20 protein-coding genes are annotated in these 21723 nt (G+C 36.7%); 16 read left to right on the forward strand and 4 right to left on the reverse strand.

What is annotated here, in order from left to right; all coding sequences use genetic code 11:
• Nucleotides 1–49 precede the first annotated feature (49 nt).
• From gyrA to JUD45_RS04380, 10 genes are all read left to right on the forward strand, one after another.
• Nucleotides 50–2527: a DNA gyrase subunit A gene (gene gyrA, locus JUD45_RS04335; RefSeq protein ID WP_236018484.1), complete on the forward strand. Its 2478-nt coding sequence runs from the start codon at nucleotides 50–52 to the stop codon at nucleotides 2525–2527.
• Nucleotides 2528–2650: 123 nt separating this feature from the next.
• The gene (locus JUD45_RS04340) at nucleotides 2651–3943 is read left to right on the forward strand and encodes an MFS transporter (RefSeq protein WP_203619744.1); all 1293 of its coding nucleotides are present in this window, start codon (nucleotides 2651–2653) and stop codon (nucleotides 3941–3943) included.
• Nucleotides 3944–4111: 168 nt separating this feature from the next.
• Nucleotides 4112–5200: a hypothetical protein gene (locus JUD45_RS04345; RefSeq protein ID WP_138766079.1), complete on the forward strand. Its 1089-nt coding sequence runs from the start codon at nucleotides 4112–4114 to the stop codon at nucleotides 5198–5200.
• A 185-nt stretch (nucleotides 5201–5385) separates the two neighbouring features.
• On the forward strand, nucleotides 5386–5676 hold the full coding sequence (rpsF, locus tag JUD45_RS04350; RefSeq protein ID WP_053791249.1) for a 30S ribosomal protein S6: 291 nt from the start codon (nucleotides 5386–5388) through the stop codon (nucleotides 5674–5676).
• Between the two features lie 42 nt (nucleotides 5677–5718).
• Nucleotides 5719–6213 (forward strand): single-stranded DNA-binding protein, encoded by a 495-nt coding sequence (gene ssb, locus JUD45_RS04355; protein WP_054606012.1) that lies wholly within the window; start codon nucleotides 5719–5721, stop codon nucleotides 6211–6213.
• A gap of 28 nt (nucleotides 6214–6241) precedes the next feature.
• The gene (gene rpsR / locus JUD45_RS04360; protein WP_034530639.1) at nucleotides 6242–6478 is read left to right on the forward strand and encodes a 30S ribosomal protein S18; all 237 of its coding nucleotides are present in this window, start codon (nucleotides 6242–6244) and stop codon (nucleotides 6476–6478) included.
• A 162-nt stretch (nucleotides 6479–6640) separates the two neighbouring features.
• Nucleotides 6641–8677 carry a DHH family phosphoesterase gene (locus tag JUD45_RS04365; RefSeq protein ID WP_138727267.1) on the forward strand — a complete coding sequence of 679 codons (2037 nt, stop codon included), beginning with the start codon at nucleotides 6641–6643 and terminating at the stop codon, nucleotides 8675–8677.
• 67 nt (nucleotides 8678–8744) lie between these two features.
• Entirely contained in the window at nucleotides 8745–9197 is a 453-nt protein-coding gene (gene rplI / locus JUD45_RS04370) for a 50S ribosomal protein L9 (RefSeq protein WP_138727268.1), read from the forward strand.
• Between the two features lie 24 nt (nucleotides 9198–9221).
• Nucleotides 9222–10610, forward strand: coding sequence for a replicative DNA helicase (gene dnaB, locus JUD45_RS04375; RefSeq protein WP_034530644.1), 1389 nt, complete (start codon nucleotides 9222–9224; stop codon nucleotides 10608–10610).
• A gap of 60 nt (nucleotides 10611–10670) precedes the next feature.
• Complete coding sequence (locus JUD45_RS04380) at nucleotides 10671–11852, forward strand: MDR family MFS transporter (protein ID WP_203619745.1); 1182 nt, start codon at nucleotides 10671–10673, stop codon at nucleotides 11850–11852.
• Nucleotides 11853–11877: 25 nt separating this feature from the next.
• Here JUD45_RS04380 and JUD45_RS04385 read toward each other — a convergent pair whose 3' ends face one another.
• Both JUD45_RS04385 and JUD45_RS04390 read right to left on the reverse strand, forming a co-directional pair.
• Nucleotides 11878–12699, reverse strand: coding sequence for a DUF1129 domain-containing protein (locus JUD45_RS04385; protein WP_203619746.1), 822 nt, complete (start codon nucleotides 12697–12699; stop codon nucleotides 11878–11880).
• Nucleotides 12689–13012 carry a PadR family transcriptional regulator gene (locus JUD45_RS04390; RefSeq protein WP_203619768.1) on the reverse strand — a complete coding sequence of 108 codons (324 nt, stop codon included), beginning with the start codon at nucleotides 13010–13012 and terminating at the stop codon, nucleotides 12689–12691. The genes JUD45_RS04385 and JUD45_RS04390 overlap by 11 nt, the downstream gene beginning before the upstream one ends.
• 608 nt (nucleotides 13013–13620) lie before the next feature.
• On the opposite strand from JUD45_RS04390, the gene JUD45_RS04395 reads away from it, so the two are divergent.
• From JUD45_RS04395 to JUD45_RS04420, 6 genes are all read left to right on the forward strand, one after another.
• Nucleotides 13621–14811 (forward strand): metal-dependent hydrolase family protein, encoded by a 1191-nt coding sequence (locus JUD45_RS04395; protein WP_203619747.1) that lies wholly within the window; start codon nucleotides 13621–13623, stop codon nucleotides 14809–14811.
• A 17-nt stretch (nucleotides 14812–14828) separates the two neighbouring features.
• Entirely contained in the window at nucleotides 14829–16469 is a 1641-nt protein-coding gene (locus JUD45_RS04400) for a peptide ABC transporter substrate-binding protein (protein WP_203619748.1), read from the forward strand.
• Nucleotides 16470–16649: 180 nt separating this feature from the next.
• Nucleotides 16650–17816, forward strand: coding sequence for an aminotransferase class I/II-fold pyridoxal phosphate-dependent enzyme (locus JUD45_RS04405; protein WP_203619749.1), 1167 nt, complete (start codon nucleotides 16650–16652; stop codon nucleotides 17814–17816).
• Nucleotides 17817–18806, forward strand: coding sequence for a D-2-hydroxyacid dehydrogenase (locus JUD45_RS04410; protein ID WP_203619750.1), 990 nt, complete (start codon nucleotides 17817–17819; stop codon nucleotides 18804–18806).
• Between the two features lie 98 nt (nucleotides 18807–18904).
• Complete coding sequence (locus JUD45_RS04415) at nucleotides 18905–19354, forward strand: MarR family winged helix-turn-helix transcriptional regulator (RefSeq protein ID WP_203619751.1); 450 nt, start codon at nucleotides 18905–18907, stop codon at nucleotides 19352–19354.
• 11 nt (nucleotides 19355–19365) lie between these two features.
• A complete protein-coding gene (locus JUD45_RS04420) occupies nucleotides 19366–19878 on the forward strand; it encodes a GNAT family N-acetyltransferase (RefSeq protein WP_203619752.1) in 513 nt (170 codons plus the stop codon).
• A 24-nt stretch (nucleotides 19879–19902) separates the two neighbouring features.
• Here JUD45_RS04420 and JUD45_RS04425 read toward each other — a convergent pair whose 3' ends face one another.
• Nucleotides 19903–20223: a hypothetical protein gene (locus JUD45_RS04425; protein WP_203619753.1), complete on the reverse strand. Its 321-nt coding sequence runs from the start codon at nucleotides 20221–20223 to the stop codon at nucleotides 19903–19905.
• 86 nt (nucleotides 20224–20309) lie between these two features.
• Nucleotides 20310–21677, reverse strand: coding sequence for an aspartate ammonia-lyase (locus tag JUD45_RS04430; protein ID WP_203619754.1), 1368 nt, complete (start codon nucleotides 21675–21677; stop codon nucleotides 20310–20312).
• Between the last annotated feature and the right edge of the window lie 46 nt (nucleotides 21678–21723).

Here is a 21723-nt window from a genome sequence, read left to right on the forward strand (position 1 = left end):
TGAAGATTTATCAAGCCATCGTATTGAAAACGTTGACTTATCTGAAAAAATGAAAACATCATTCTTGGACTACGCAATGAGTGTTATCGTTGCGCGTGCCCTTCCTGATGTTCGAGACGGAATGAAACCAGTTCACAGAAGAATCCTATACGATATGCGTGAACTTGGTTTAACTCCTGATAAACCATTCCGTAAGTCTGCCAGAATCGTAGGGGATACTCTTGGTAAGTATCACCCCCATGGTGACGCTGCAGTTTATGGATCAATGGTTAGAATGGCCCAAACATTTAGTTACAGATATCCATTGGTTAATGGACATGGTAACTTTGGTTCTGTCGATGGTGACGGTGCCGCTGCCATGCGTTATACCGAAGCAAAACTAAGTAAAATTGGGATGGAAATGCTAAGAGACATCAACAAGGACACTGTCGATTTCCAAGATAACTTCGATGGTAGTGAAAGAGAACCAGAAGTATTACCTTCTCGTTTTCCTAACCTACTTGTTAATGGTGCTTCCGGAATTGCCGTTGGGATGGCTACAAACATTCCACCTCACAATTTAAGCGAAGTAATCTCAGCAATTCATATCTTGATGAACAATCCAGAAGCTACTACTGCTGACTTGATGGAAGCATTACCTGGACCTGACTTCCCAACTGGTGGGGTCGTTTTAGGTAAGTCTGGAATTAGAAGAGCTTATGAATCTGGTAAAGGTAGCATCGTGCTACGTGCCAAGACTGAAATTGAAGAACAAAAGAGTGGTAAGCAACGCATTATCGCCACTGAAATTCCATACATGGTTAACAAAGCGAAGTTAATCGAACACATCGCCAACCTAGTTCGTGACAAACGATTAGACGGAATTACAGATATCAATGATGAATCTGACCGTGATGGTATGAGAATCGTGATTGATGTTAGACGTGATGCATCTGCTCAAGTTGTTCTAAACAACCTATACAAGCTAACATTAATGCAAACTAGCTTTAGCTTTAACATGCTAGCTATCGTTGAAGGTACTCCAAAGATTTTAAGCTTGAAAGAAATCTTAAATGAATACTTGGAACACCAAGTTAACGTTATCAAACGTCGTACTGAATACGAATTAGCCAAAGCTGAAAATCGTGCTCACATCTTAGCTGGTTTGATTGTGGCATTGGATAACATTGATCGTGTTATTACAATTATTCGTGAATCACAAACCTCAGCCATCGCCAAGGATCAATTAATGAGCGAATTCTCGCTAACTGATAAGCAAGCTCAAGCTATCTTGGACATGCGTCTTGTTAGATTGACTGGTTTGGAACGTGACAAGATTGTTAGCGAACACGCTGAACTATTAAAAGACATCGAACGTTACAAGGAAATTCTAGGTAGTCGTGAAAAGATTAATGAATTAATCTATCAAGAATTACTAGAAATCCAAGAAAAATACGGTGACGAAAGAAAGACTGAATTACGTGTTGGTGAAGTTCTAAGTATCGAAGACGAAGATTTAATCGCTGAAGAAGATATCATGATTACATTGACTCACAACGGTTACATCAAGCGTACAGCTACTTCAGAATTCAAGAGCCAAAACCGTGGTGGTCGTGGTGTGCAAGGAATGGGTGTCCATGATGATGACTTCATCGAACACTTACTAGCAACTACTACCCACCATTCATTACTATTCTTTACCAACCTAGGTAAGGTTTACAGAATGAAGGGTTACGAAATTCCTGAATACGGTCGTGCTGCTAAGGGTATTCCAATCATCAACTTATTAGGAATTGATACAGATGAAAAGATTCAAGCTGTTATTCCAGTTGACGATAACGAAAGTAACGATGGTAAGTTCTTATTCTTCACAACCCTAAAGGGAACTGTAAAACGTACACCAATCGATGAATTCCAAAACATCAGAAGCAATGGTCTAAAGGCTATTCACTTGAAGGATGAAGACGAATTGATGCGTGTATCAACAGTATCTGAAGACCAAAACATTATTATTGGTACTCACTTAGGTTACTGTGTCAGCTTCAAGGTTTCAGACGTTCGTTCAATGGGACGTTCTGCTACCGGTGTTCGTGGTATCCGACTAAGAGAAAATGATTACGTAGTTGGTGGGGATGTATTAGATCCAAACGACAACGTCTTCGTTATCTCTGAAAATGGTTACGGTAAGCAAACTCCTGCTTCCGAATACCAAATCAAAGGCCGTGGTGGTAAGGGTATCAAGACAGTTAACGTGACTGAAAAGAATGGTCCATTAGCTGGATTGACTACTGTTGCCGGTGATGAAGATATCATGCTTGTTACTGACAAGGGTGTTATGATCAGATTTAGCATTGCTGATGTTTCACAAACCGGTCGTGCTACTCTAGGGGTTCACTTAATCAAGATTGATGAAGATTCTAGAGTATCAACTGTTGCCCGTGTTCAAAAAGAAGACGAAACAGAAGATGATGCTGAAGAACAAACTGCTAGTGTAAGTTCTGACGACGCACAATCAACTGAAGAAACAAATAACAACGACGAAGAATAATCGTTAAACAAAAAAGCTTTCATGTAGGACGTTAAATCCTATGATGAAAGCTTTTTTATTGTGGTTGCTCATCAATAAATCTATAATGAGTCCTTAATACATTTTAAAAACGGGGGTGAGCGAATGGAAAAACAAAATCAATTAACGCAAAGCGAATCAAACCAACAAATTATTAAGTCATTGACCAGTAATGGCTTAGGAGCATTTAGCTATGGTATTTTTCAATATGGTATTAGCTTTATGCTGCTACATGCAACACACTCGCCGCTAAGTTTTGGAATGAATATAGCGGTTGGTCCATTAATCAGTCTTTTGACTTTTATTTCAATTGGAAACTTTGTGGATACCCATAATCATAAGAGAATCATATTTTGGGGATATATATTAAGAATAATTGGTTTTATTGCGCTCGCTTTAGCATTGCCATTTTTTCATGGAGAGTCATTATTAATTCCAGTTGCGTTATTTATCGCGATTGATTCAATTTTAGTTAATCTTAGGAATACGGCCTATTCAGCGTCGATTCGTCAATTAGTAAAAATGTCTGATGTTGCCAAACTGACTTCGCTCACAACAGCAGTGGCTTCTGCTTCCAGGATTTTATCTCCGGTGTTAGGAATTACCCTTTATGCACTGATTAGTGTTGAAGGATTAATTGTACTGGAAATACTTGCAACAATCGTTGCGATGATAATTATGATGACACTTCACTTTTTCGAAGTAGACGATAGTAAACGTGAAAAAGTTTCACAGGTTGATCAATTTAAACAAACACTTCAATATGTAAAAAAACGTCCTTTTATTCGAGACAGTATTGTGGCTGAAATTGTAGTTAATTTTTTCTACACGGCTGTTGTTACCGGGAGTCCGTTCATTATTGTTAACCAATTAGGACTACCAAACTCTGTAGTGATTTGGACAGAGACAGGATATTCAATTGGATATTTAACTGGTAGCTTGATTACCAGTCAGTTGAAAGAGCAACGCCACTTTGGAATTAAGCTTATGTCAACAATGATTCTAGTTGGAATTAGTTTACTAGGATTAGGTGGATTGTTCTTAATAACTAGAAATCAAATAATTGTTTCAGTAATTGGAATGTTATTGTCATTATTAATGGAATTATCGTTTGCCATTTTTGATTTAGCGATTGAAATTAGGTTGCAAAGTACGGTTGAACATAGCATTTTAGGGAGAGTTAGTTCAACTTTGTATACTGTTGGTTATGCGATTATGCCATTTGGAACACTAGTATACACATGGTTGTATGATACATTCTCTAACGGTAGTTATATTATGATTGCAAGTGGTGTAATTCTGATTGTTTACACTGTTTTTAGCATCTCTAAATTTATTAAAAATATTAGAATCGATGACGTGTATGTTGAAAAACATGCAGATCAGATAAACTCTTAGAGGGGATTAACATGCGAAGAAATAAGCGTCATTCACCAGAAACAATTAAGCAAATTAATCATTCATCGCGATTAATTAAATTTCAAATCTAATAATTTTATAAAAAAACGATTAAATATTCCTTTATTGATGATAAAATAATTTTATACGGAGATAGAGGGGATATTTATGGTAATAAAGAAAAAATTCAAAATGATGATATTGTCTCTCGCTTTGCTTTTGTTTGTATTAATGGGGGTTAATGCAAATGCAAACGTGAAGACGTATCATCAAAAAGGGTACGCAATGGTTGGCGGATATGCTACACATTACGTTAAAAATAAAAATTATGCATATATACCATTGTATGATTATGGTTCTAGTGTAGGATATTACGAAAATAGAACTTATCAAACAGAGTCATTTACAATGTTGGGTAGTCGTGGAAACTTCCACCGTAATGCAATAAGTAGTTATTATCTACCAGTAACATATAATTGGAGTGGAGATTTAGGAAATGCCCAAAGCGTTGTTATCTCTAAATCAGGCCAATATGCGTACATAATGTATCCAGGTGCAAATACTACAATTGTTAGATATGATTTATGGAAACTTCAAAGTTTAGGTATTACTACCAACAACATGGCTGGATTAAGACTGGGTGTCAAAAGAAGGGATCCACAAATTCTATCAGCAATTAAGTTTGGTCCAAAATTCGATGCAGGTCATGGTCAATCGCTTGCATTAAACCCAAAGACTAATATGCTTTGGTATATCAAAATGGATGTTGTGACCAACAAACCAACATTAGTTGAAGTTAGTCCTAATACGTTAAAACCAGTAAAGCAAATTAAATTTAATTTTAGTAGAAATTATTCAATCAATAATGAATTAGCTATTGATAAGCGTGGTAATTTTTACACATACGTTAAATATCGTATGCACGGAAAATCCGCCGGAAGAGTTGTTATCTTTAAGGGACAAGTAAAGAAAAATTATGTAATCTTTAGAGCAATCAGACAAGGATTAGAAAATGGACCAGGTTTTCAAACCCAAGGAATGGGATATAACCCGGTCAGCAATCGTTTATATCTAGTTTCTGATGGTGTTATTTCATCAATTCCAGTAAATAGATTAAGTAAACTACGCCCTAAAGATGTTCGAACAACTAAGTTTAAAACTAATCTAGAATTTGAAGGGATTGCCTTTAACCGAGCTGGTTTAGGATACATCTTAACAATTCGCGGAACTCAATTATTTACCATTAATAACTTTTAAAAAAATAACGGGAATGTTTCTTTGCGTATATTTAAATGTATCGCAGAAAAACAATCCCGTTTTTTGTATTGAATATTTTATTTTTTAATGTTAAACTTATTGAACGTGAGTATTGGTTATAAATAACTCGTACTCCTTACTCAGCCCAAGAGGTTGGGTCTAAAGTCCACAAGGAGGTGTAATTCATGGAAGAACACAAATATGAAATTACTTACATCATTCGTCCAGATATGGAAGAAGGAGCTAAGAACGACTTAGTTGCTAAGTTCGACAAGGTTCTAACTGACAATGGTGCTAAGATTATTGATTCAAAAGACTGGTCAAAGCGTCGTTTCGCTTACGAAATCGCCGGTTACAACGAAGGTGTATACCACATCGTTAACCTAACTACTGCAGACAAGACTGCTCTAGACGAATTCGACCGTCAATCAAAATTCAGTGATGACATTCTACGTCAAATGACTGTAAGAAGATAATTTAGAATTTAAACGTTTAAAAAGAGAGGAGTAATTTTCAGCATGATTAATCGTACAACTTTAACTGGTAGATTAACACGGGATGTTGATTTGCGATACACTCCAAGCGGTTCAGCCGTAGGTAACTTCACTTTAGCTGTTGATCGTAGTTTTACTAACCAACAAGGTGAAAGAGAAGCAGATTTTATCAACTGTGTTATCTGGCGTAAATCCGCTGAAAACTTTGCTAACTTCACCCACAAGGGTGCTTTGGTTGGTATTGATGGACGTATTCAAACAAGAAATTACGAAAATCAACAAGGCCAAAGAGTATATGTTACTGAAGTAGTTGTAGAAAACTTTGCATTACTAGAACCTCGTTCAAGTAATCAAGGTAACAACAACGCCGGCAACAATGCTCCTCAAGCAAATGCAGGAAATAATAATCCATTTGATTCATCAAACAATGCCCCATCTAATGGTGGTAACAACTCAGCGGATCCATTCGCTAACTCTGGTGATCAAATTGATATTTCCGATGATGATTTACCATTTTAATGTGTAAATAAAAGAGGAGGGAAATTTAATGGCTCAACAAAGAAGAGGTGGACGTCGTCGCCGTAAGGTTGACTTCATCGCCGCAAACCATATCGAATACATTGATTACAAAGATACTAACCTATTAAGTCGTTTCGTATCTGAAAGAGGTAAGATTTTACCACGTCGTGTTACTGGTACTAGCGCAAAGAACCAACGTAAGTTAACTCTTGCTATCAAGCGTGCACGTATCATGGGCTTAATGCCATTCGTTTCAGAAGACTAAAAATAACTTTTTAACTGGGATTGATTTTTATTAATCTCAGTTTTTTTATGCTAAAAAATACTGATATGAAGGGGATACAAACAATGTTTGTAGCTCCTTTTTTTGAATAATCACCTAATGTGATAAAATAAAGATATAAAAAATAAAAAAAGAGGAGTTACAATGAAAAAATTGTTCTCGCTAACTAACCTACCTCCATTTTTAAAGAACCAGGTTCTTAGATGGATTGCGTTAGCTTTAACCGTATTATCAATCTTTGGTTTGGTTGTATCTTTCCTATATGATTGGAAATCCGGTGTTATTTTCTTAATATTCGTATGTTCATTGTTATCTTACATCTTTAAGAAAATGAACGATCTAAGTGTCAGCACCGATAATTACATCTCAGACCTTTCATACCGTATGCACCGTGGCGAACAAGAAACGCTCTTGGAAATGCCGGTTGGTGTATTAATGATCAGTGAAACAGGAGCAATTGAATGGGTAAACCCATATTTGACCCCTTATTTTGGTGATCAAGATTTACTTGGCAAGACCGTTGAAGAAGTAAATGAAGAACTATCAGATATTTTAGAAAATAACTGGGACAACCCTGATTATGCAACTGTAAAATGGGAAGACCATTATTTTACAATGTTGGTTCAAAAGGAATATCGCACCGTTTACATGATGGATATTACTAAGTACTACCAAATTGAAAAAGACTACAACGATGAAAAGATTGCTGTTGGTCAAGTTTTCTTGGATAACTATGATGAAATTACTCAATCAATGACTGACCAAGAAATCTCAAACCTAAATAACTACGTTACTAATGAATTGACTATTTGGGCGCAAAAATTTGGTTTCTTCATCAAACAAGTTGATGAAGATCACTACATCATGATGGCCTATTCCAAGGTCCTAAAGGATATTGAAGATGACAAGTTCAGTATCTTAGATGAAATTCGTGAATCTACATCTAAGCAAAACTACCCAGTTACATTGAGTATTGGGATTGCTTATGGTGAAGACAACTTAAACGACCTATCTGAACAAGCTCAAAGTGATTTGGACTTAGCTTTAGGTCGTGGGGGAGACCAAGTTGTTGTGAAGGCTAAAGACCACGAAGCTCGTTTCTATGGTGGTAAGACCAACCCAATGGAAAAACGTACCAGAGTTCGTGCTCGTATGATTTCTCAAGCCCTACAAGAACTATTCAAAGAAGCAGATACTATCTTTGTGCAAGGTCACAGCCAACCAGACATGGACTCAATTGGTGCCGGCCTTGGTATTCATCGTTTAGCTAAGATGAACAACAAGCACTGCTACGTTGTTATCCCAGATGGAACTTTCCACTCTGACGTACAACGTTTAATCGACAAGACTAAGGAAGACGAAACATTAGCTTCTGATATCATCACACCAGATGAAGCACTACAATTAGCTACTGACAACAGTCTTTTAATCATGGTTGACCACTCTAAACCATCAATGAGTGTGTCTGAAGACCTATACAATAGATTGGAAAGTAAGGTTATGATTATTGACCACCATAGACGTGGTGAAGAATTCCCTGAAAACCCAGTCTTGGTCTACATCGAACCATACGCTTCATCAACTTGTGAATTGATTACCGAAATGTTTGAATATCAATCACAAGATGCTGAACCAGTAAGCAAACTAGAAGCAACTGCAATGTTGACTGGTATCTTTGTTGATACTAAGCAATTCACTTTACGTACAGGTACTAGAACGTTTGATGCTGCATCATACCTACGTTCAGCTGGTGCTGACTCTGAAGAAATGCAACAATTCATGCGTGAAAATCCTGATGCCTACATGGCAAGAATGCACCTAATTTCAATGGCCAAGGTAGTTGAAGGACACGAAAACATGATGTACGTAGCCGGTGAAGAGGATAAGGTATACGATCCTGTCACTGCTGCTCAAGCTGCTGATTCAATGCTAAACATGTCTGGGGTAGAAGCTTCTTACGTTATCTCTCATCGTCCAGATGACTTAATCGGCATTTCTGCTAGAAGTAACGGTGAAGTCAATGTGCAAAGAGTAATGGAAGAACTAGGCGGTGGTGGTCATTTATCAAGTGGTGCTACCCAAATTGCTGACAAGACAATTGAAGAAGTAGAACAAATGCTTTTAGATTCTATCAATGAAGTAAAGAGCGAAGAAGCTCCAGAAGAATCTGAAGACAATTAATTCATTCATTTAAAAAAACACCCAGAGAGTTTATAATAATAAAAAGACATTAAGAGGAGTGATTTGAATGAAAGTTATATTTTTAGAAGATGTTCGCGGTAAAGGTAAACGTGGAGAAATCAAGAACGTTTCCGACGGATATGCACAAAACTTCTTAATTAAACAAGGTAAAGCTAAAGAAGCAACTAACTCAGCATTAAGCCAACTTCAAGGTGAAAAGCATGCCGAAGCAAAGGAAGCTGCTGCTGAATTACAAGAAGCAAAAGACTTAAAGAAAAAACTAGAAGATGATAAAACAGTCGTTGAATTATCTGCTAAAGTTGGTGCTGACGGCCGTTTATTCGGATCAGTATCCTCAAAACAAATTGTTTCAGAAATGCAAAAACAACATGGCTTAAAGATTGATAAGCGTAAGATTGAATTGGGTGAACCAATTAGAACCTTAGGTTACACTAACGTTCCAGTTAAACTACACAAGGAAGTTACTGCTACAATCAGAGTTCATGTAAGTGAAAAATAATCTTAAAGGAAATCGAGGGGTAGTATGAGTAACGAGTATATGAATGGTCAAACACCACCACAAGATTTAGATGGTGAAAAAGCCGTCTTGGGTGCTGTCCTATTAGACAATGAAAAATTAGCAGAAACCCAAGAATTTATTACCTCTGATGATTTTTACCGACATGCTCATCAGTTGATTTTCGCCGCTATGGAGACCTTGGGTGACAAGGATGAACCAATTGATGCGTCGACTTTAAGAACTGAACTTGAAGGTGGCCATAATCTAGAAGATGCCGGTGGTGTGGCTTACTTAGCAGAATTAGCAACCACAACACCAACTGCAGCCAATGCGGTCTACTATGCCAAAAACGTTCATCAAAAGGCAGTTGCTAGACGTCTGATCAAGACTGCAACGGACATCGTGACCGAAAGTTACAACAATAACGGAAACATTGACGAACTATTGGATAACGCTGAACGTTCAATCTTAAACGTTTCAGAAGATAGAAACAGCAATGGTTTCAAGTTCATTGGGGATGTTTTAGGCCAATCCCTAGATAGTATTCAAGAATTAGCACAACAAAAATCAACCGTTACCGGTTTGTCGACTGGTTTTCCAGCCTTAGATAAAATGACAACCGGTTTGCATGATGATGAATTAGTAATTCTAGCTGCTCGTCCAGCCGTTGGTAAGACTGCGTTTGCCCTAAACTTAGCGCAAAACGTGGGTACCAAATCTGGAAAAGCTGTTGCTATTTTTAGTTTGGAAATGAGTGCCGAATCACTAGTTAGTCGTATGATTTGTGCCGAAGGTAGTATCGACGCCAATCATTTGAGAACTGGTCAATTGACTGGTGAAGAATGGCAAAGCGTCTACATGGCAATGGGTAGTCTATCCAATGCCAGCATCTATATTGATGATACTGCCGGAACTAAGATTTCCGAAATTCGTGCTAAATCAAGACGTTTGGCCAAGGATACTAACAACCTTGGTCTAATCGTGGTCGATTACTTGCAACTGGTTGATGGTGGTAGCCAAGAAAACCGTCAACAAGAAGTTTCATACATTTCACGTCAATTGAAGAAGATTGCCAAGGAACTGGGTGTTCCAGTTATTGCGCTATCCCAATTGTCTCGTGGAGTTGAACAACGACAAGACAAGCGTCCGGTTCTATCTGATATTCGTGAATCTGGATCAATCGAACAAGATGCCGATATCGTTGCCTTCCTATATCGTGATGATTATTACGAAAGAGAAGACGGCGACGATGATGAAGAAGAATCAGAAGTAGAAGAAAACAACGACGTAGGTGAAGTTGAAGTAATTATCGAAAAGAACCGTTCAGGTCCTCGTGGAACTGTTAAGTTACTATTTATCAAATCACATAATAAATTCTCATCTATCGCGTACAATCCAGATGATGAGGGTTAATTAAAACTAAATCCTTAGCGTTTGCTAAGGATTTTTTTGTCAAAATTCGGGGGTGAGAGAATGAATGAAATTAAACTGCACTGGTTATTTCTTGGATCATTAATCAATAACATTGCGGTAAGTACGGTCTGGCCGCTTACGACGGTTTATATGCATGATGCATTGGGCAAGTCATTAACTGAGGTCGGCATAATTTTATTCCTATACTCAAGTTCTAACGTTTTGGGTAATTATATATCGGGGAAACTATTTGACCGCCATAATCGCTATATTTTGACGATAATGGGGATTATTACTTCCGTGTTGATATCGTTTGGATTAATTTTCTTTAATGGCTGGCCATATTATCCAATTGGATTGGTATTATTTGGCTTTACGACCGGATGGAACTTAACGATGATTAATTCATTAGGAACCACCGTTAAACTAAAATCTGGCCGTTTTATCTTTAACATGTTGTATCTAGCGCAAAACGTCGGGGTGGTATTTGGAACGATTGCGGTTGGCTTTATCTATCCAATCGGAATTGGCTATGTCTTCATGCTAACCACTGCCATATTGATTGTTTACGGTATTAGCGCCATTTTAACTTATCACAAAGAGGGTTCGATTTACCCAGTCAAACGTGATGCAATGAAGAAGACAAAGGTGAAGTTGCCACGTCCAAACTGGATTATCGTTACAACATTCTTTGTAACGCTAGCCATCATTTGGATTGTCTATGAACAATGGGTATCCAACATGTCGGTATACATTACCGGATCAGGAATTCCATTATCAATGTACAGTCTATTGTGGACGTTAAACGCATTCTTGTTGGTAGTATTCCAACTATTGATTAATTGGATTGCGCAAAAACACGACAGCCTATACTTCCAAATTTACTTTGGAATTCTATTTATCGGTTTGTCATTCTTCACACTAATCTTCACCCATACCTACACCGGATTCGTCATATCAATGATTGTTCTAACGTTGGGAGAAGCATCCGTAATTCCTTCAATTCCAGCGTTGGTCAACGAGTTAACGCCGGCTGAAGTAAAGGGTAAGTACCAAGGATTAACTAACGCCTGGGCCGCAATTGGTAAGGCAATTGGACCATTGGTCGGTGGAATCATCATCGATGCCACTTCGTATGGATTATTGTTCATCATTTGTACAATCACGTGTGTAGTAATCATTCTAGGATCAGAATTAATCGCCAGATACTCACGTAAAAAAGTAACTAAATATTCAGAATAAAAAAGAACCCTCAACAGGGTTCTTTTTATTTGTTTCTTTTTAGGATTTTCCAAATTGTCCTTACGTTAATGATTAATATGAAAACCAAAAAGATTAGAACAATTCTTGCTAGATTTTGTGAATGACCATGATAAAGATACTTTTCAAAAAGAGGAATTCTGATAATGATTCCAATAATGGAAAAACCGATTTCGTATAGATACACGGCGGATAAGAACGGTAGGTTTTTTCGTTCAATTATATAAATGACGGTTGATATGATGAATATAACAATGATTGTTAGTATGCCGGATAGACCTGGTAGATGAAGTTTTAACGGCGTTTCTATTAAGAAACTACCAATAACAAAAGCCAAAAATAAAATAAATAATATTGAGTAATTAATCCCTTTTACTAGTTTATTCTTTCGATATGCTTGATTTCCGATTAACCATAAAATTATAAGAGCAAAAAAGAAGACGCTGATGCCCATTAATAATATTCTTCCCAAATCTATGTTTGAATTAGGATTAATCATTTGTGGGACACTGAAAAAGATAGTGTAGCCAAAGAAGATATAACAAGCTAATTTAAAGGTATCAAAAAATGATTTTGGTAGGTTATCAATAATTTCAGATGCTAGTTGTTCAGGATCTTTACCAAAATAATCTTCGGCGTCTTGGCCATTATTTTGGGCTTCGATTAAATCGTTTAAGATTTCTAGTAAAGTGGTTTCGACGTCTTCTTCTCTTTGAAAGACCGCTTTGGCGCGGATATAAAGTAACAGATTTTCATAGTATTTCTTGTTTTTGGGATTTAATTTTTCCCTAAGTTCATTATTTCGCTCGATTAGTTGTTCAGCTTTCATTATTTTGCCCTCTTTCGTTGATTAATTTGTTTACGTTTAGCGATAAGTGGTTCCATTGATTTATAAATGATTCTAGAGATTGTCTACCATTGTCGGTGATGTAGTAGTATTTTCTCTTTGGGCCTTCTTTTGACGTCTGCATTTTACTAAAGATTAATTCTTTCTTTTCCATGCTAATAAGAAGTGGGTAGATTGTTCCTTTTGGAACGTCTTCAAAGCCGTATTGTGAGAGACCTTGGCTTATTTCATATCCATAGTATGGTTTTTGGTTAATTAAGATAAGAAGGCATCCTTGGAGGATTCCTTTCAGCATTTGACTGGATATATCTTGAGATTTTTTTGTTCCCAAAGCACTTTCTCCTTTACTAGTTTGTATAACATACTAGTAAGCATAAATATCTTCTACTAGTTTGTAAAGCAAACTAGTTAATTTACTAAAAAATATTTAAATTCGATCTATATCATTAGAATTAAATGAGAGTGATAAACGTTGCTATGTAGCTATCATTATTTTATCTAATGTTAGTATCGAAAACGCAAATGGCAAAATGGTTAGAAAATCATTGACCTTTTTGAACTCGAAGTCTAGTATTTGAAATGTTCAATAAATAAAAAACAAATAACTAATAAAACATTTTTGATTAAGGTAATTAGATTATTAGCCGTACAAAGCGAGTGTCGTTGCTGAAAGGACATTGCGACTACTGATTGAAAGACTTGATTGTATAAGTTCACTTTTCTAGGTGAAATGGTAGTACCCATTATCGTACCGCGTATGAAGCATTAATTTGTGTAGTACGAGCGAGAAAATATTTGTGAAAATATTTTGAATCTGGGTGGTACCACGTTACAGACGTCCCTTGGCCAATTGGCTGAGGGGCGTTTTTTTAGTTATTTGTTAAAAAGTTGGGAGAGATTTATATGCATAGAAAAATTTTTAAGAACGCCAACATCTTTGATGGAGTCCACGAAGATGTCTTTAAAGATTTTAGTTTTGCAGTCGATGTAGAGACAGGAAAGATTACTGAAATCGCTCAAGAAATTTCGCCAGCATCAGACGACGAAGTAATTGATGTAAATCATAAGTTTGTCGCACCGGGTTTAATCAATGCCCACACGCATATTACTAGCGAACCTCATGTTGGCAAAGAAAAAGATAAGGATATTGTTGAAACCACGGTTGATTCAATTCAAGCCTTACATGACTTCTTAAAATCAGGTTGTACATATGTTAGACAATGCGGATCCAAGTTTGGAATTGATATTCCAATTAAAAGATTAATTGTCGAAGGGAAAATCAAAAAGGTTCCACATATGATGGCCGCAGGGAAAGCTTTCACGATGACTGGTGGACATGGAGATTACTCTAACGGTGGAAACGTTGTAGATTCCCCTGATGAAATGAGAAAGAAAATTCGTGAAGGATTAAAAGCTGGTGCCGATTGCATCAAGATCATGGCTTCTGGAGGGGTCATGTCACCTGGTGACTTCATGGACGAAGCACAGTTAACTGTTGAAGAAATGAAGGTAGCTGTTTATGAAGCTCACAATAAACATAAGATTGTCGCAGCTCACGCAGAAGGAAATCCAGGAATTAGAAATGCGATTGAGGCGGGGGTTGATTCAATAGATCATGGATTTTATGTCGATGATGAAGAAATTGAAATGATGAAAAAACAAGGTACATATATTGTTCCTACCATCATTGCAGCTGCTTCCGTTACTGAAAAGGGAAAAGAAACATTACCTAAATGGGAGCACCAAAAGATGGCAAATGCAATGGAAGATGGATATAGAAATATCAAAAATGCCTTCCAAAAAGGCGTCAAAATTGCATTAGGTACGGATGCAGGAACACCTTATAACTATTTTGATATGACAACACCTAAAGAGTTAGAAATGATGGTTGAACGCATCGGAATGAGTGAATTTGAAGCGTACAGAACTTCTTATAACGCCGCAGAGTTAATGAAAATTAATGATGACTACGGCTCGATTGAAGAAGATAAATATGCGGATTTCATAATCATTGATGACAACCCAATGAAAGATATCAAGGCAGTTCAACAAACAGATAAAGAAGTGTATGTAAGCGGAAGAAAAGAATTTTAAATTAGGGGATGAATTTTATGAAGAAAAACAAGTTTATTATCGGATCAGGAATTTTAATGATGGCAATTGGATTAGCAGCTTGTGGCAAAACAAACTCAGCTACTGAAACATCAAATAATGGAACTACCAAACCAATTAATTGGATGGAAACAGCTGACTTAAGTACATTAGATCCATCTAAAGTGTCCGATGCAGTTACTTCAAATACGATTTCTAATATTCAACAAGGTTTATTAGTAAGTGGTAACAACGGCAAAGTTAATTACGGAATCGCTAAGAGCTATGATATTTCAAAAGATGGTAAAACCTATACATTTCATTTACGTGATGCAAAATGGAGCAATGGTGAAGACGTAACAGCTGATGATTTTGTTTACGGAATTCAACGTACAGTTGATCCAAAGACAACGTCTCAAAGTTCTTATGACATGGATCACATTCAAAACTATGATGAAGTGCAAAAAGGAATTAAACCAGCTACTGACTTAGGAGTATATGCACCTGATAAACATACTGTTGTATTTAAGCTTTCATCACCACAACCTTACTTTAAGTACCTAGTTACTGGCACAGACTTCTTCCCACAAAAGAAATCTTATGTAGAATCAAAGAGAGATAAGTTTGGAACTAGCTCAGACAATGATATCTATGATGGACCATTTACCATGACTGGTTGGACTGGTACAAACGATACCTGGAATTTGGTTAAGAATAAGTACTATTGGAACGCTAAAAATACCAAAATTGATAAAGTTAAGGTTAGTGCTGAAAAAGATACTAATACTGCCTTTGATGAATATCAATCTGGACAATTAGATGAAATGATGCTTTCAAGTAAAGAACAAGTAAAGCATTTCAAGAATAGCCCAGAGTACCATCAAAGAACTAATTCAGGTGTTTACTTTATTGAAATGAATGAAAAGAGAGTTCCAGCTTTTAGAAACGCAAACATTCGCAAGGCAATGTCTATGATTATTAATAGAAGTCAATTTACCAAAGATGTAATGGGTGATGGTTCAGTACCAGCTAGGGGAATTGCTGCTCAAGGAATTTCATATAATAATGGTAAAGACTTCACTGATGCATCATATGTAAAAGATGCTGCTACTTACAACAAAGATAAAGCCATTCAATACTGGAAGAAAGGGATGAAAGAAATTGGTAAGAAATCAATAACTATTGATTTGCTATATGACGACACTACATTGGGTAAATCAGTAAATGAATTTCTTCAAAACGTTGCTTTTAGTCAACTACCAGGATTGAAAGTAACTACTTCAACCATTCCAATGAAGAATAGAATGGCTCGTCAACATAGTGGCGACTTTGACATTACTGTGGCTGGATGGGAAACAAATTATCCAGACCCAATTTCATACTTGCAACTAATGACTAGCGATAGTTCATCTAACTACGGTAAGTGGAGCAATAAAGAATACGACAAACTTGTAAAGGCCGCTTCAACAACCGATGCCAACAACAAGGAAAAACGTTGGGACGACATGGTTAAAGCCGAAAAGATTCTTATGAACGAACAAGGAATTATTCCTTTCTATCAAAGATCACAACCACAAGTTTTGAAGACTAACATTAAAAATGTTGGATATTCTGCTACAGGTGCAATGTGGTATCTAGGTGATGCCTACGTTGAAAAATAACATCAAAAAAAGAACCCGTTTAAAGGGTTCTTTTTTATTTTCTACAGATAAGTAGATGAAATAATTTCATTTTTCTAATACTAAATTAATAATTAGTTTGACATTACCTATCTAAACGTAATAATATATCGATAATGTTTCTAATCATTTTCTAATATTTGCAAAGGGAGGTTGATTAATATGTCTAAATTAATTAACAAAATTAGTGACAGAATGAGTAACGTCCAACCTGATGTCTTATTAGGTTTCAGTAACTCTATTTCTGATGTTGAAGGCTTAATTCCATTAACAATTGGTGAACCAGATTTTAATACACCTGATCACATTAAGGAGGCAGCTATTGATGCAATTAACAATAACCACAGTCATTATACTGACTCACGTGGTGTGAAAGAATTGCGCGAAGCTGCCGTTAAATTTTTAGCAGATAAATACGATTTACACTATGATTCCGAAACTCAATTCGTATCTACTGTAGGGGTAACTGAAGCGCTATTTATTACTTTTGGTGCATTACTAAACCCAGGCGATGGCGTTGTTGTTCCTTCACCCGCGTTTTCACCATATTTCAATAACGTTGAATTCTATGGCGCTCATTCGGTAGAAGTAGATACATCTGATGACGGATTTGTTTTAACTCCCGAAAAATTAGAAGAAGCGATTAAGGAACACCCAACGATTAAAATAGTAATCATCAATACACCTAATAACCCAACTGGAGTTTCATATACTTCAGAACAGTTAAAGGGAATTGCTGACGTAATTAAAGAACATGATTTAATTTGTTTCAGTGACGAAATTTATAGCGAATTAACTTACGATCAAGAACATGAATCAATTGCTAAGTTTATTCCTGAACGCACAGTTGTTTTCAATGGACTATCTAAGTCACACGCTATGACCGGTTGGAGAGTTGGTTTGGTTTACGGACCAGAAGAAATTATTAGTACTGCTCGCTCAATTCATGAATACACGGCAACATCATTACCAGGACCAGTTCAATACGCTGCAATTGAAGCGTTAACTAATGGTAAAGACGACGGTCTTGGCATGAAGAAAATTTACGAAAAGCGTCGTAACTTATTACGTCAAGGATTAGCTGATGCAGGTATCGAAAGTGCAAACCCAAGTGGAGCTTTCTATATTTTTGCTAAGATTCCTGATAAGTTTGGCGATGATGATTTTGAATTTTGTCGTCGTATTGCCAGAGAAGCTAAGGTTGGTACAATGCCTGGTAGCGCTTTTGGTAAGTCAGGAAAGGGGTATTTCCGTCTAAGTTATGCAACTAGCGAAGAAAACTTGAACGAAGCAGTCAAAAGAATTGCTAAGTTTGTGGAGGATAACTAGATGAAATTACTAATGTTTAACACCCAACCATATGAAATAGAAACTTTTGAAAAAATTGCCGATGATTTGAATGTTGAGATTGATTGTATAGAAGATGGTTTATCTCTTGATAACGTCGATAAGACAAAGGACTACGATGCAATCACTATTCAACAACACGGTAACCTTGAAGGTGATGAATTATACAAACGTTTAGCCGAAAACGGTATTAAACAAATTTCATTACGTAGTACCGGATACGAAATCATTGATTTAGATTTGGCAAATAAATACAACTTAAAAGTGACCAATGTTTCTGGATACTCACCTCGCTCAGTCAGTGAATTAGTATTAGCTGATACCATGGCGTTATTGCGACGCTTAAAAGATTACAGCAAACGTGAGGAACGAAACGACTTTAGTTGGACTGGTGCGCAAGCCCGTGAAATTCACAATTTAACCGTTGGAGTAATCGGTGCTGGAACCATCGGAAGTGCATCCGCACGTATTTTTAGAGCGCTAGGTGCTCGTGTATTAGCTTATGATCCAGTGCAACGAACTGATTTAGCTGATACGGTCGAATACGTCGATGTAAACTACCTATTATCAGAATCTGATGTTGTAACCCTACACACACCTTTAACACCTGAAATGGACCGTTTTATGAATTTTGATCGATTCAAGAAGATGAAAAACGATGCCATTTTTATCAATGCTTCACGTGGTGGAGTCGTTGATACTGACGCGTTAGTTGCTGCATTAGAAGCCGGTGAAATCGGTGCAGCAGGAATTGACGTGTTTGATGGTGAAGCTGGAATCACCAGTGTCGATCTTGGCGACAAAGGATACGATAATGACAACTTAAAGACTTTAATTGCGATGGATAACGTAATTGTTACTCCACATATTGCCTTCTTTACCGACATTGCGGTCTACAATATGGCGTTATTCTCAACGAGAGATGCTATCAAGATTGTTAACGGAGAAGAGGCTGTTTACCCCGTTAATTAAAGAAACAAAAAAGAGCTCATAATGAGCTCTTTTTTATTTGGAAAATAATATGTAATTGTGATATAGTTGCATTTACAACAAAAATCGGAGGTACTTATATGGATTCATTAAGGAAAATAGGTGTGATAGCAAGGTCTTTGGATTCGATTAGTAATATAGAGTTTAAGGAGTATGAATTATCAAAGGGTCAATATCTATATTTAGTCCGTATAGGTGAAAACCCCGGGATTATTTTACAACAACTATGTGAAATGATTTGTGTTGATAAAACGACTGGTAGCAGGGCCGTTAATAATCTAGTAAAAGCAAATTTAATAAGAAAAGAAATTAGTGAGAACAATAGAAAAAATCAGCTCTTATACCTGACTGAAAAAGGAAGAGAAATGTATGGCATTGTAGATAGGGAAAATAAGTATTCTAACGAAGTTGCACTTAGTGGTTTTAGTGCATCCGAAAGAAAATTATTTAATCAATTATTGAATAAAGCCAAAGACAATGTCGTAAAAGATTGGCAAAAAGTTAAACGTGGTGAGAAGAGAGAATACTAGGAGGAATCGTTATGACAGAAATGAAGAAAGTGAAATTATCTGACGCTTACGAACTTCGTCAAATTAGTATTGAAACTTTTAAAGATACATTTGGTGACGATAACAGCCAAAAAGATTTAGATGAAATGTTTGCTAATAGTTATGGAATGGATCAGCTAAAGAAAGAAATTAGTAATGATAACACTGATTTTGAGTTTGTTTACGTTGATAATGAACTGGCTGGTTACCTAAAGATTAATATCGATGACGCTCAATCTGAAGATATGGGCAGTGACTATTTAGAGGTGGAAAGAATTTACATTAGAAAGAATTTTAAACGTCGAGGTTTAGGTTCTCAATTTATGAACTACGCGATTAATTCTGCTAAAGAAGCGAATAAGAGCTATATTTGGCTTGGAGTTTGGGAAAACAATGCAAACGCAATTAGTTTCTACCAAGTAAAAGGATTTACGCCTTTCTCTGAACACATCTTTGTTGTTGGTTCAGATAAGCAAAGAGATATTTTGATGAAAAAATCAATATAAAAAGAGCTCATAATGAGCTCTTTTTTAGTTATATAAACTATATACGCTTAATAGGACGGAAATGATTAAATTAATCAAAATGACGGTAAAACCAAGTGTCCCGTTTGCGACTAGGATGATTCCTAAGATAAATGCGATGATTCCGATTACTGCGGTAATCATCCAATTATTTTTCCAGAAGAATGAAATGATTTCAACAAATGTCAAAATGGTAATTAACCACAATATTGTTAGTGAAAAATCAGTTACGTATAAGTCTGAAATATCTTTGATGGTGATAATTAGCATGTAGACGGTCATCAAAAGACTGATGGCGGCTAGCACACCTTTTGTAGTTTTTTGCATTGTATTCAACTCCTGACTTTATTTTAAAGGTAGGAGGGATGCTTGTAAAACTAAAAAATAAAAAGAGCTCGTATCGAGCTCTTTTATTAGTTTTCACCATTAACTAGATATTCTGGGGAGAATAGTTGTTTAACTTTTTCAGGAGATAAAATATGGTTTTGGATCAATAGATTTGGGACGGTTTTGTTCTCTTTGGTGGCTGTCTTGATTAGTTCGGTGGTCTTGTTGTAACCCAAGATAGGAGATAGGACTGTGGCGGTTACAGCAGACTTTCTAACGTCATCTAGGCATTGTTTTACATTGACGTCGATACCATCTAGACAGTGATCAACCAATGTTTCGATTGCACGTGCCAAGTGAACTTCGGCGGTTAAGATGCTCTTGAACATAATTGGTTCAAAGGCATTTAGTTCCAGTTGACCTGCTTCTGAAGCGGCTGTGACAGTGGCGTCAAAACCGATAACTTCAAAAGCAACCTGGTTCACAACTTCTGGGATAACAGGGTTAACCTTGTTAGGCATGATTGATGAACCGGCTTGGCGTTTTGGTAGGATTAATTCATTTAAACCAGATTGTGGACCGCTACCAAGTAGACGTAAGTCGTTACTGAACTTGGATAAGTCAACGGCCAATGTTTTTAAACTAGAGGAGAATGCGACGAAGTGATCTGTGTTTTGAACCGCGTCGATTAAATCTTCATCCTGTTTTAGGTCCAAACCGGTAATCTTGTTGATTTCTTCTACGATGTGATCACGGTAGTACTTAGTTGTGTTAGTTCCAGTACCGATGGCAGTTCCACCCATGCTGACAGTTTTTAGTTCATTTTCTGCGCTGTTGATTCGTTTCAAATCACGACGGAATAATGATGCGTAAGCATGGAATGTCTTTCCGTAGGTGGTAGGAACGGCATCTTGAAGTTGGGTTCGACCTAATTTAATGGTGAACTGGAATTTCTTTGATAGTTCATCTAGGATTTCGATTAATCGATTAATTTCGCTAGTTAATTTTGGTAAACGTTTAATCATTGCTAGTTTACCGGCGGTTGGGTAAGTATCGTTAGTAGATTGTGCCTGGTTAACATCATCGTTTGGATGAATGAAGACATCAGAGTGTAATTTCATTGCGACATTGGCAATTACTTCATTTACGTTCATATTTGTGGAAGTTCCAGCACCACCTTGGATGGCTGGGGTGATAAAACTCTCTGGTGAGGGGTGCTCAAGCAAGTAGTCGCAAGCGTCTACAATTGTGTTATATTTTATAACATCAGTCGATTTTGCACCGTAATTTGCGGTGACTGAGGCTTTTTTGATTTGAATGTAGCTTTCAATCAAAAGTGGGTCAACTTTCTCTTCTGTAATCGGGAAATTCCCTGCGGCTCTAAGGGAATGGATGCCATACAAGGCATCATCAGGAACTTCTAGTTTACCAACACAATCTTTTTCGATACGCATAAAAACATCTCCTAAATAGTTATATGTTATAAAATGTTACATTAAG

Origin of the sequence: Apilactobacillus nanyangensis, assembly GCF_016861915.1 — a bacterium.
Taxonomy (GTDB): Bacteria; Bacillota; Bacilli; order Lactobacillales; family Lactobacillaceae; genus Apilactobacillus; species Apilactobacillus nanyangensis.

Bases quoted from the DNA above. Each gene is read 5' to 3' on its own strand.
- gyrA (WP_236018484.1), top strand. From the start codon at position 50: ATGAAAACATCATTCTTGGACTACGCAATGAGTGTTATCGTTGCGCGT.
- JUD45_RS04340 (WP_203619744.1), top strand. From the start codon at position 2,651: ATGGAAAAACAAAATCAATTAACGCAAAGCGAATCAAACCAACAAATT.
- JUD45_RS04345 (WP_138766079.1), top strand. From the start codon at position 4,112: ATGGTAATAAAGAAAAAATTCAAAATGATGATATTGTCTCTCGCTTTG.
- rpsF (WP_053791249.1), top strand. From the start codon at position 5,386: ATGGAAGAACACAAATATGAAATTACTTACATCATTCGTCCAGATATG.
- ssb (WP_054606012.1), top strand. From the start codon at position 5,719: ATGATTAATCGTACAACTTTAACTGGTAGATTAACACGGGATGTTGAT.
- rpsR (WP_034530639.1), top strand. From the start codon at position 6,242: ATGGCTCAACAAAGAAGAGGTGGACGTCGTCGCCGTAAGGTTGACTTC.
- JUD45_RS04365 (WP_138727267.1), top strand. From the start codon at position 6,641: ATGAAAAAATTGTTCTCGCTAACTAACCTACCTCCATTTTTAAAGAAC.
- rplI (WP_138727268.1), top strand. From the start codon at position 8,745: ATGAAAGTTATATTTTTAGAAGATGTTCGCGGTAAAGGTAAACGTGGA.
- dnaB (WP_034530644.1), top strand. From the start codon at position 9,222: ATGAGTAACGAGTATATGAATGGTCAAACACCACCACAAGATTTAGAT.
- JUD45_RS04380 (WP_203619745.1), top strand. From the start codon at position 10,671: ATGAATGAAATTAAACTGCACTGGTTATTTCTTGGATCATTAATCAAT.
- JUD45_RS04385 (WP_203619746.1), bottom strand. From the start codon at position 12,699: ATGAAAGCTGAACAACTAATCGAGCGAAATAATGAACTTAGGGAAAAA.
- JUD45_RS04390 (WP_203619768.1), bottom strand. From the start codon at position 13,012: ATGCTGAAAGGAATCCTCCAAGGATGCCTTCTTATCTTAATTAACCAA.
- JUD45_RS04395 (WP_203619747.1), top strand. From the start codon at position 13,621: ATGCATAGAAAAATTTTTAAGAACGCCAACATCTTTGATGGAGTCCAC.
- JUD45_RS04400 (WP_203619748.1), top strand. From the start codon at position 14,829: ATGAAGAAAAACAAGTTTATTATCGGATCAGGAATTTTAATGATGGCA.
- JUD45_RS04405 (WP_203619749.1), top strand. From the start codon at position 16,650: ATGTCTAAATTAATTAACAAAATTAGTGACAGAATGAGTAACGTCCAA.
- JUD45_RS04410 (WP_203619750.1), top strand. From the start codon at position 17,817: ATGAAATTACTAATGTTTAACACCCAACCATATGAAATAGAAACTTTT.
- JUD45_RS04415 (WP_203619751.1), top strand. From the start codon at position 18,905: ATGGATTCATTAAGGAAAATAGGTGTGATAGCAAGGTCTTTGGATTCG.
- JUD45_RS04420 (WP_203619752.1), top strand. From the start codon at position 19,366: ATGACAGAAATGAAGAAAGTGAAATTATCTGACGCTTACGAACTTCGT.
- JUD45_RS04425 (WP_203619753.1), bottom strand. From the start codon at position 20,223: ATGCAAAAAACTACAAAAGGTGTGCTAGCCGCCATCAGTCTTTTGATG.
- JUD45_RS04430 (WP_203619754.1), bottom strand. From the start codon at position 21,677: ATGCGTATCGAAAAAGATTGTGTTGGTAAACTAGAAGTTCCTGATGAT.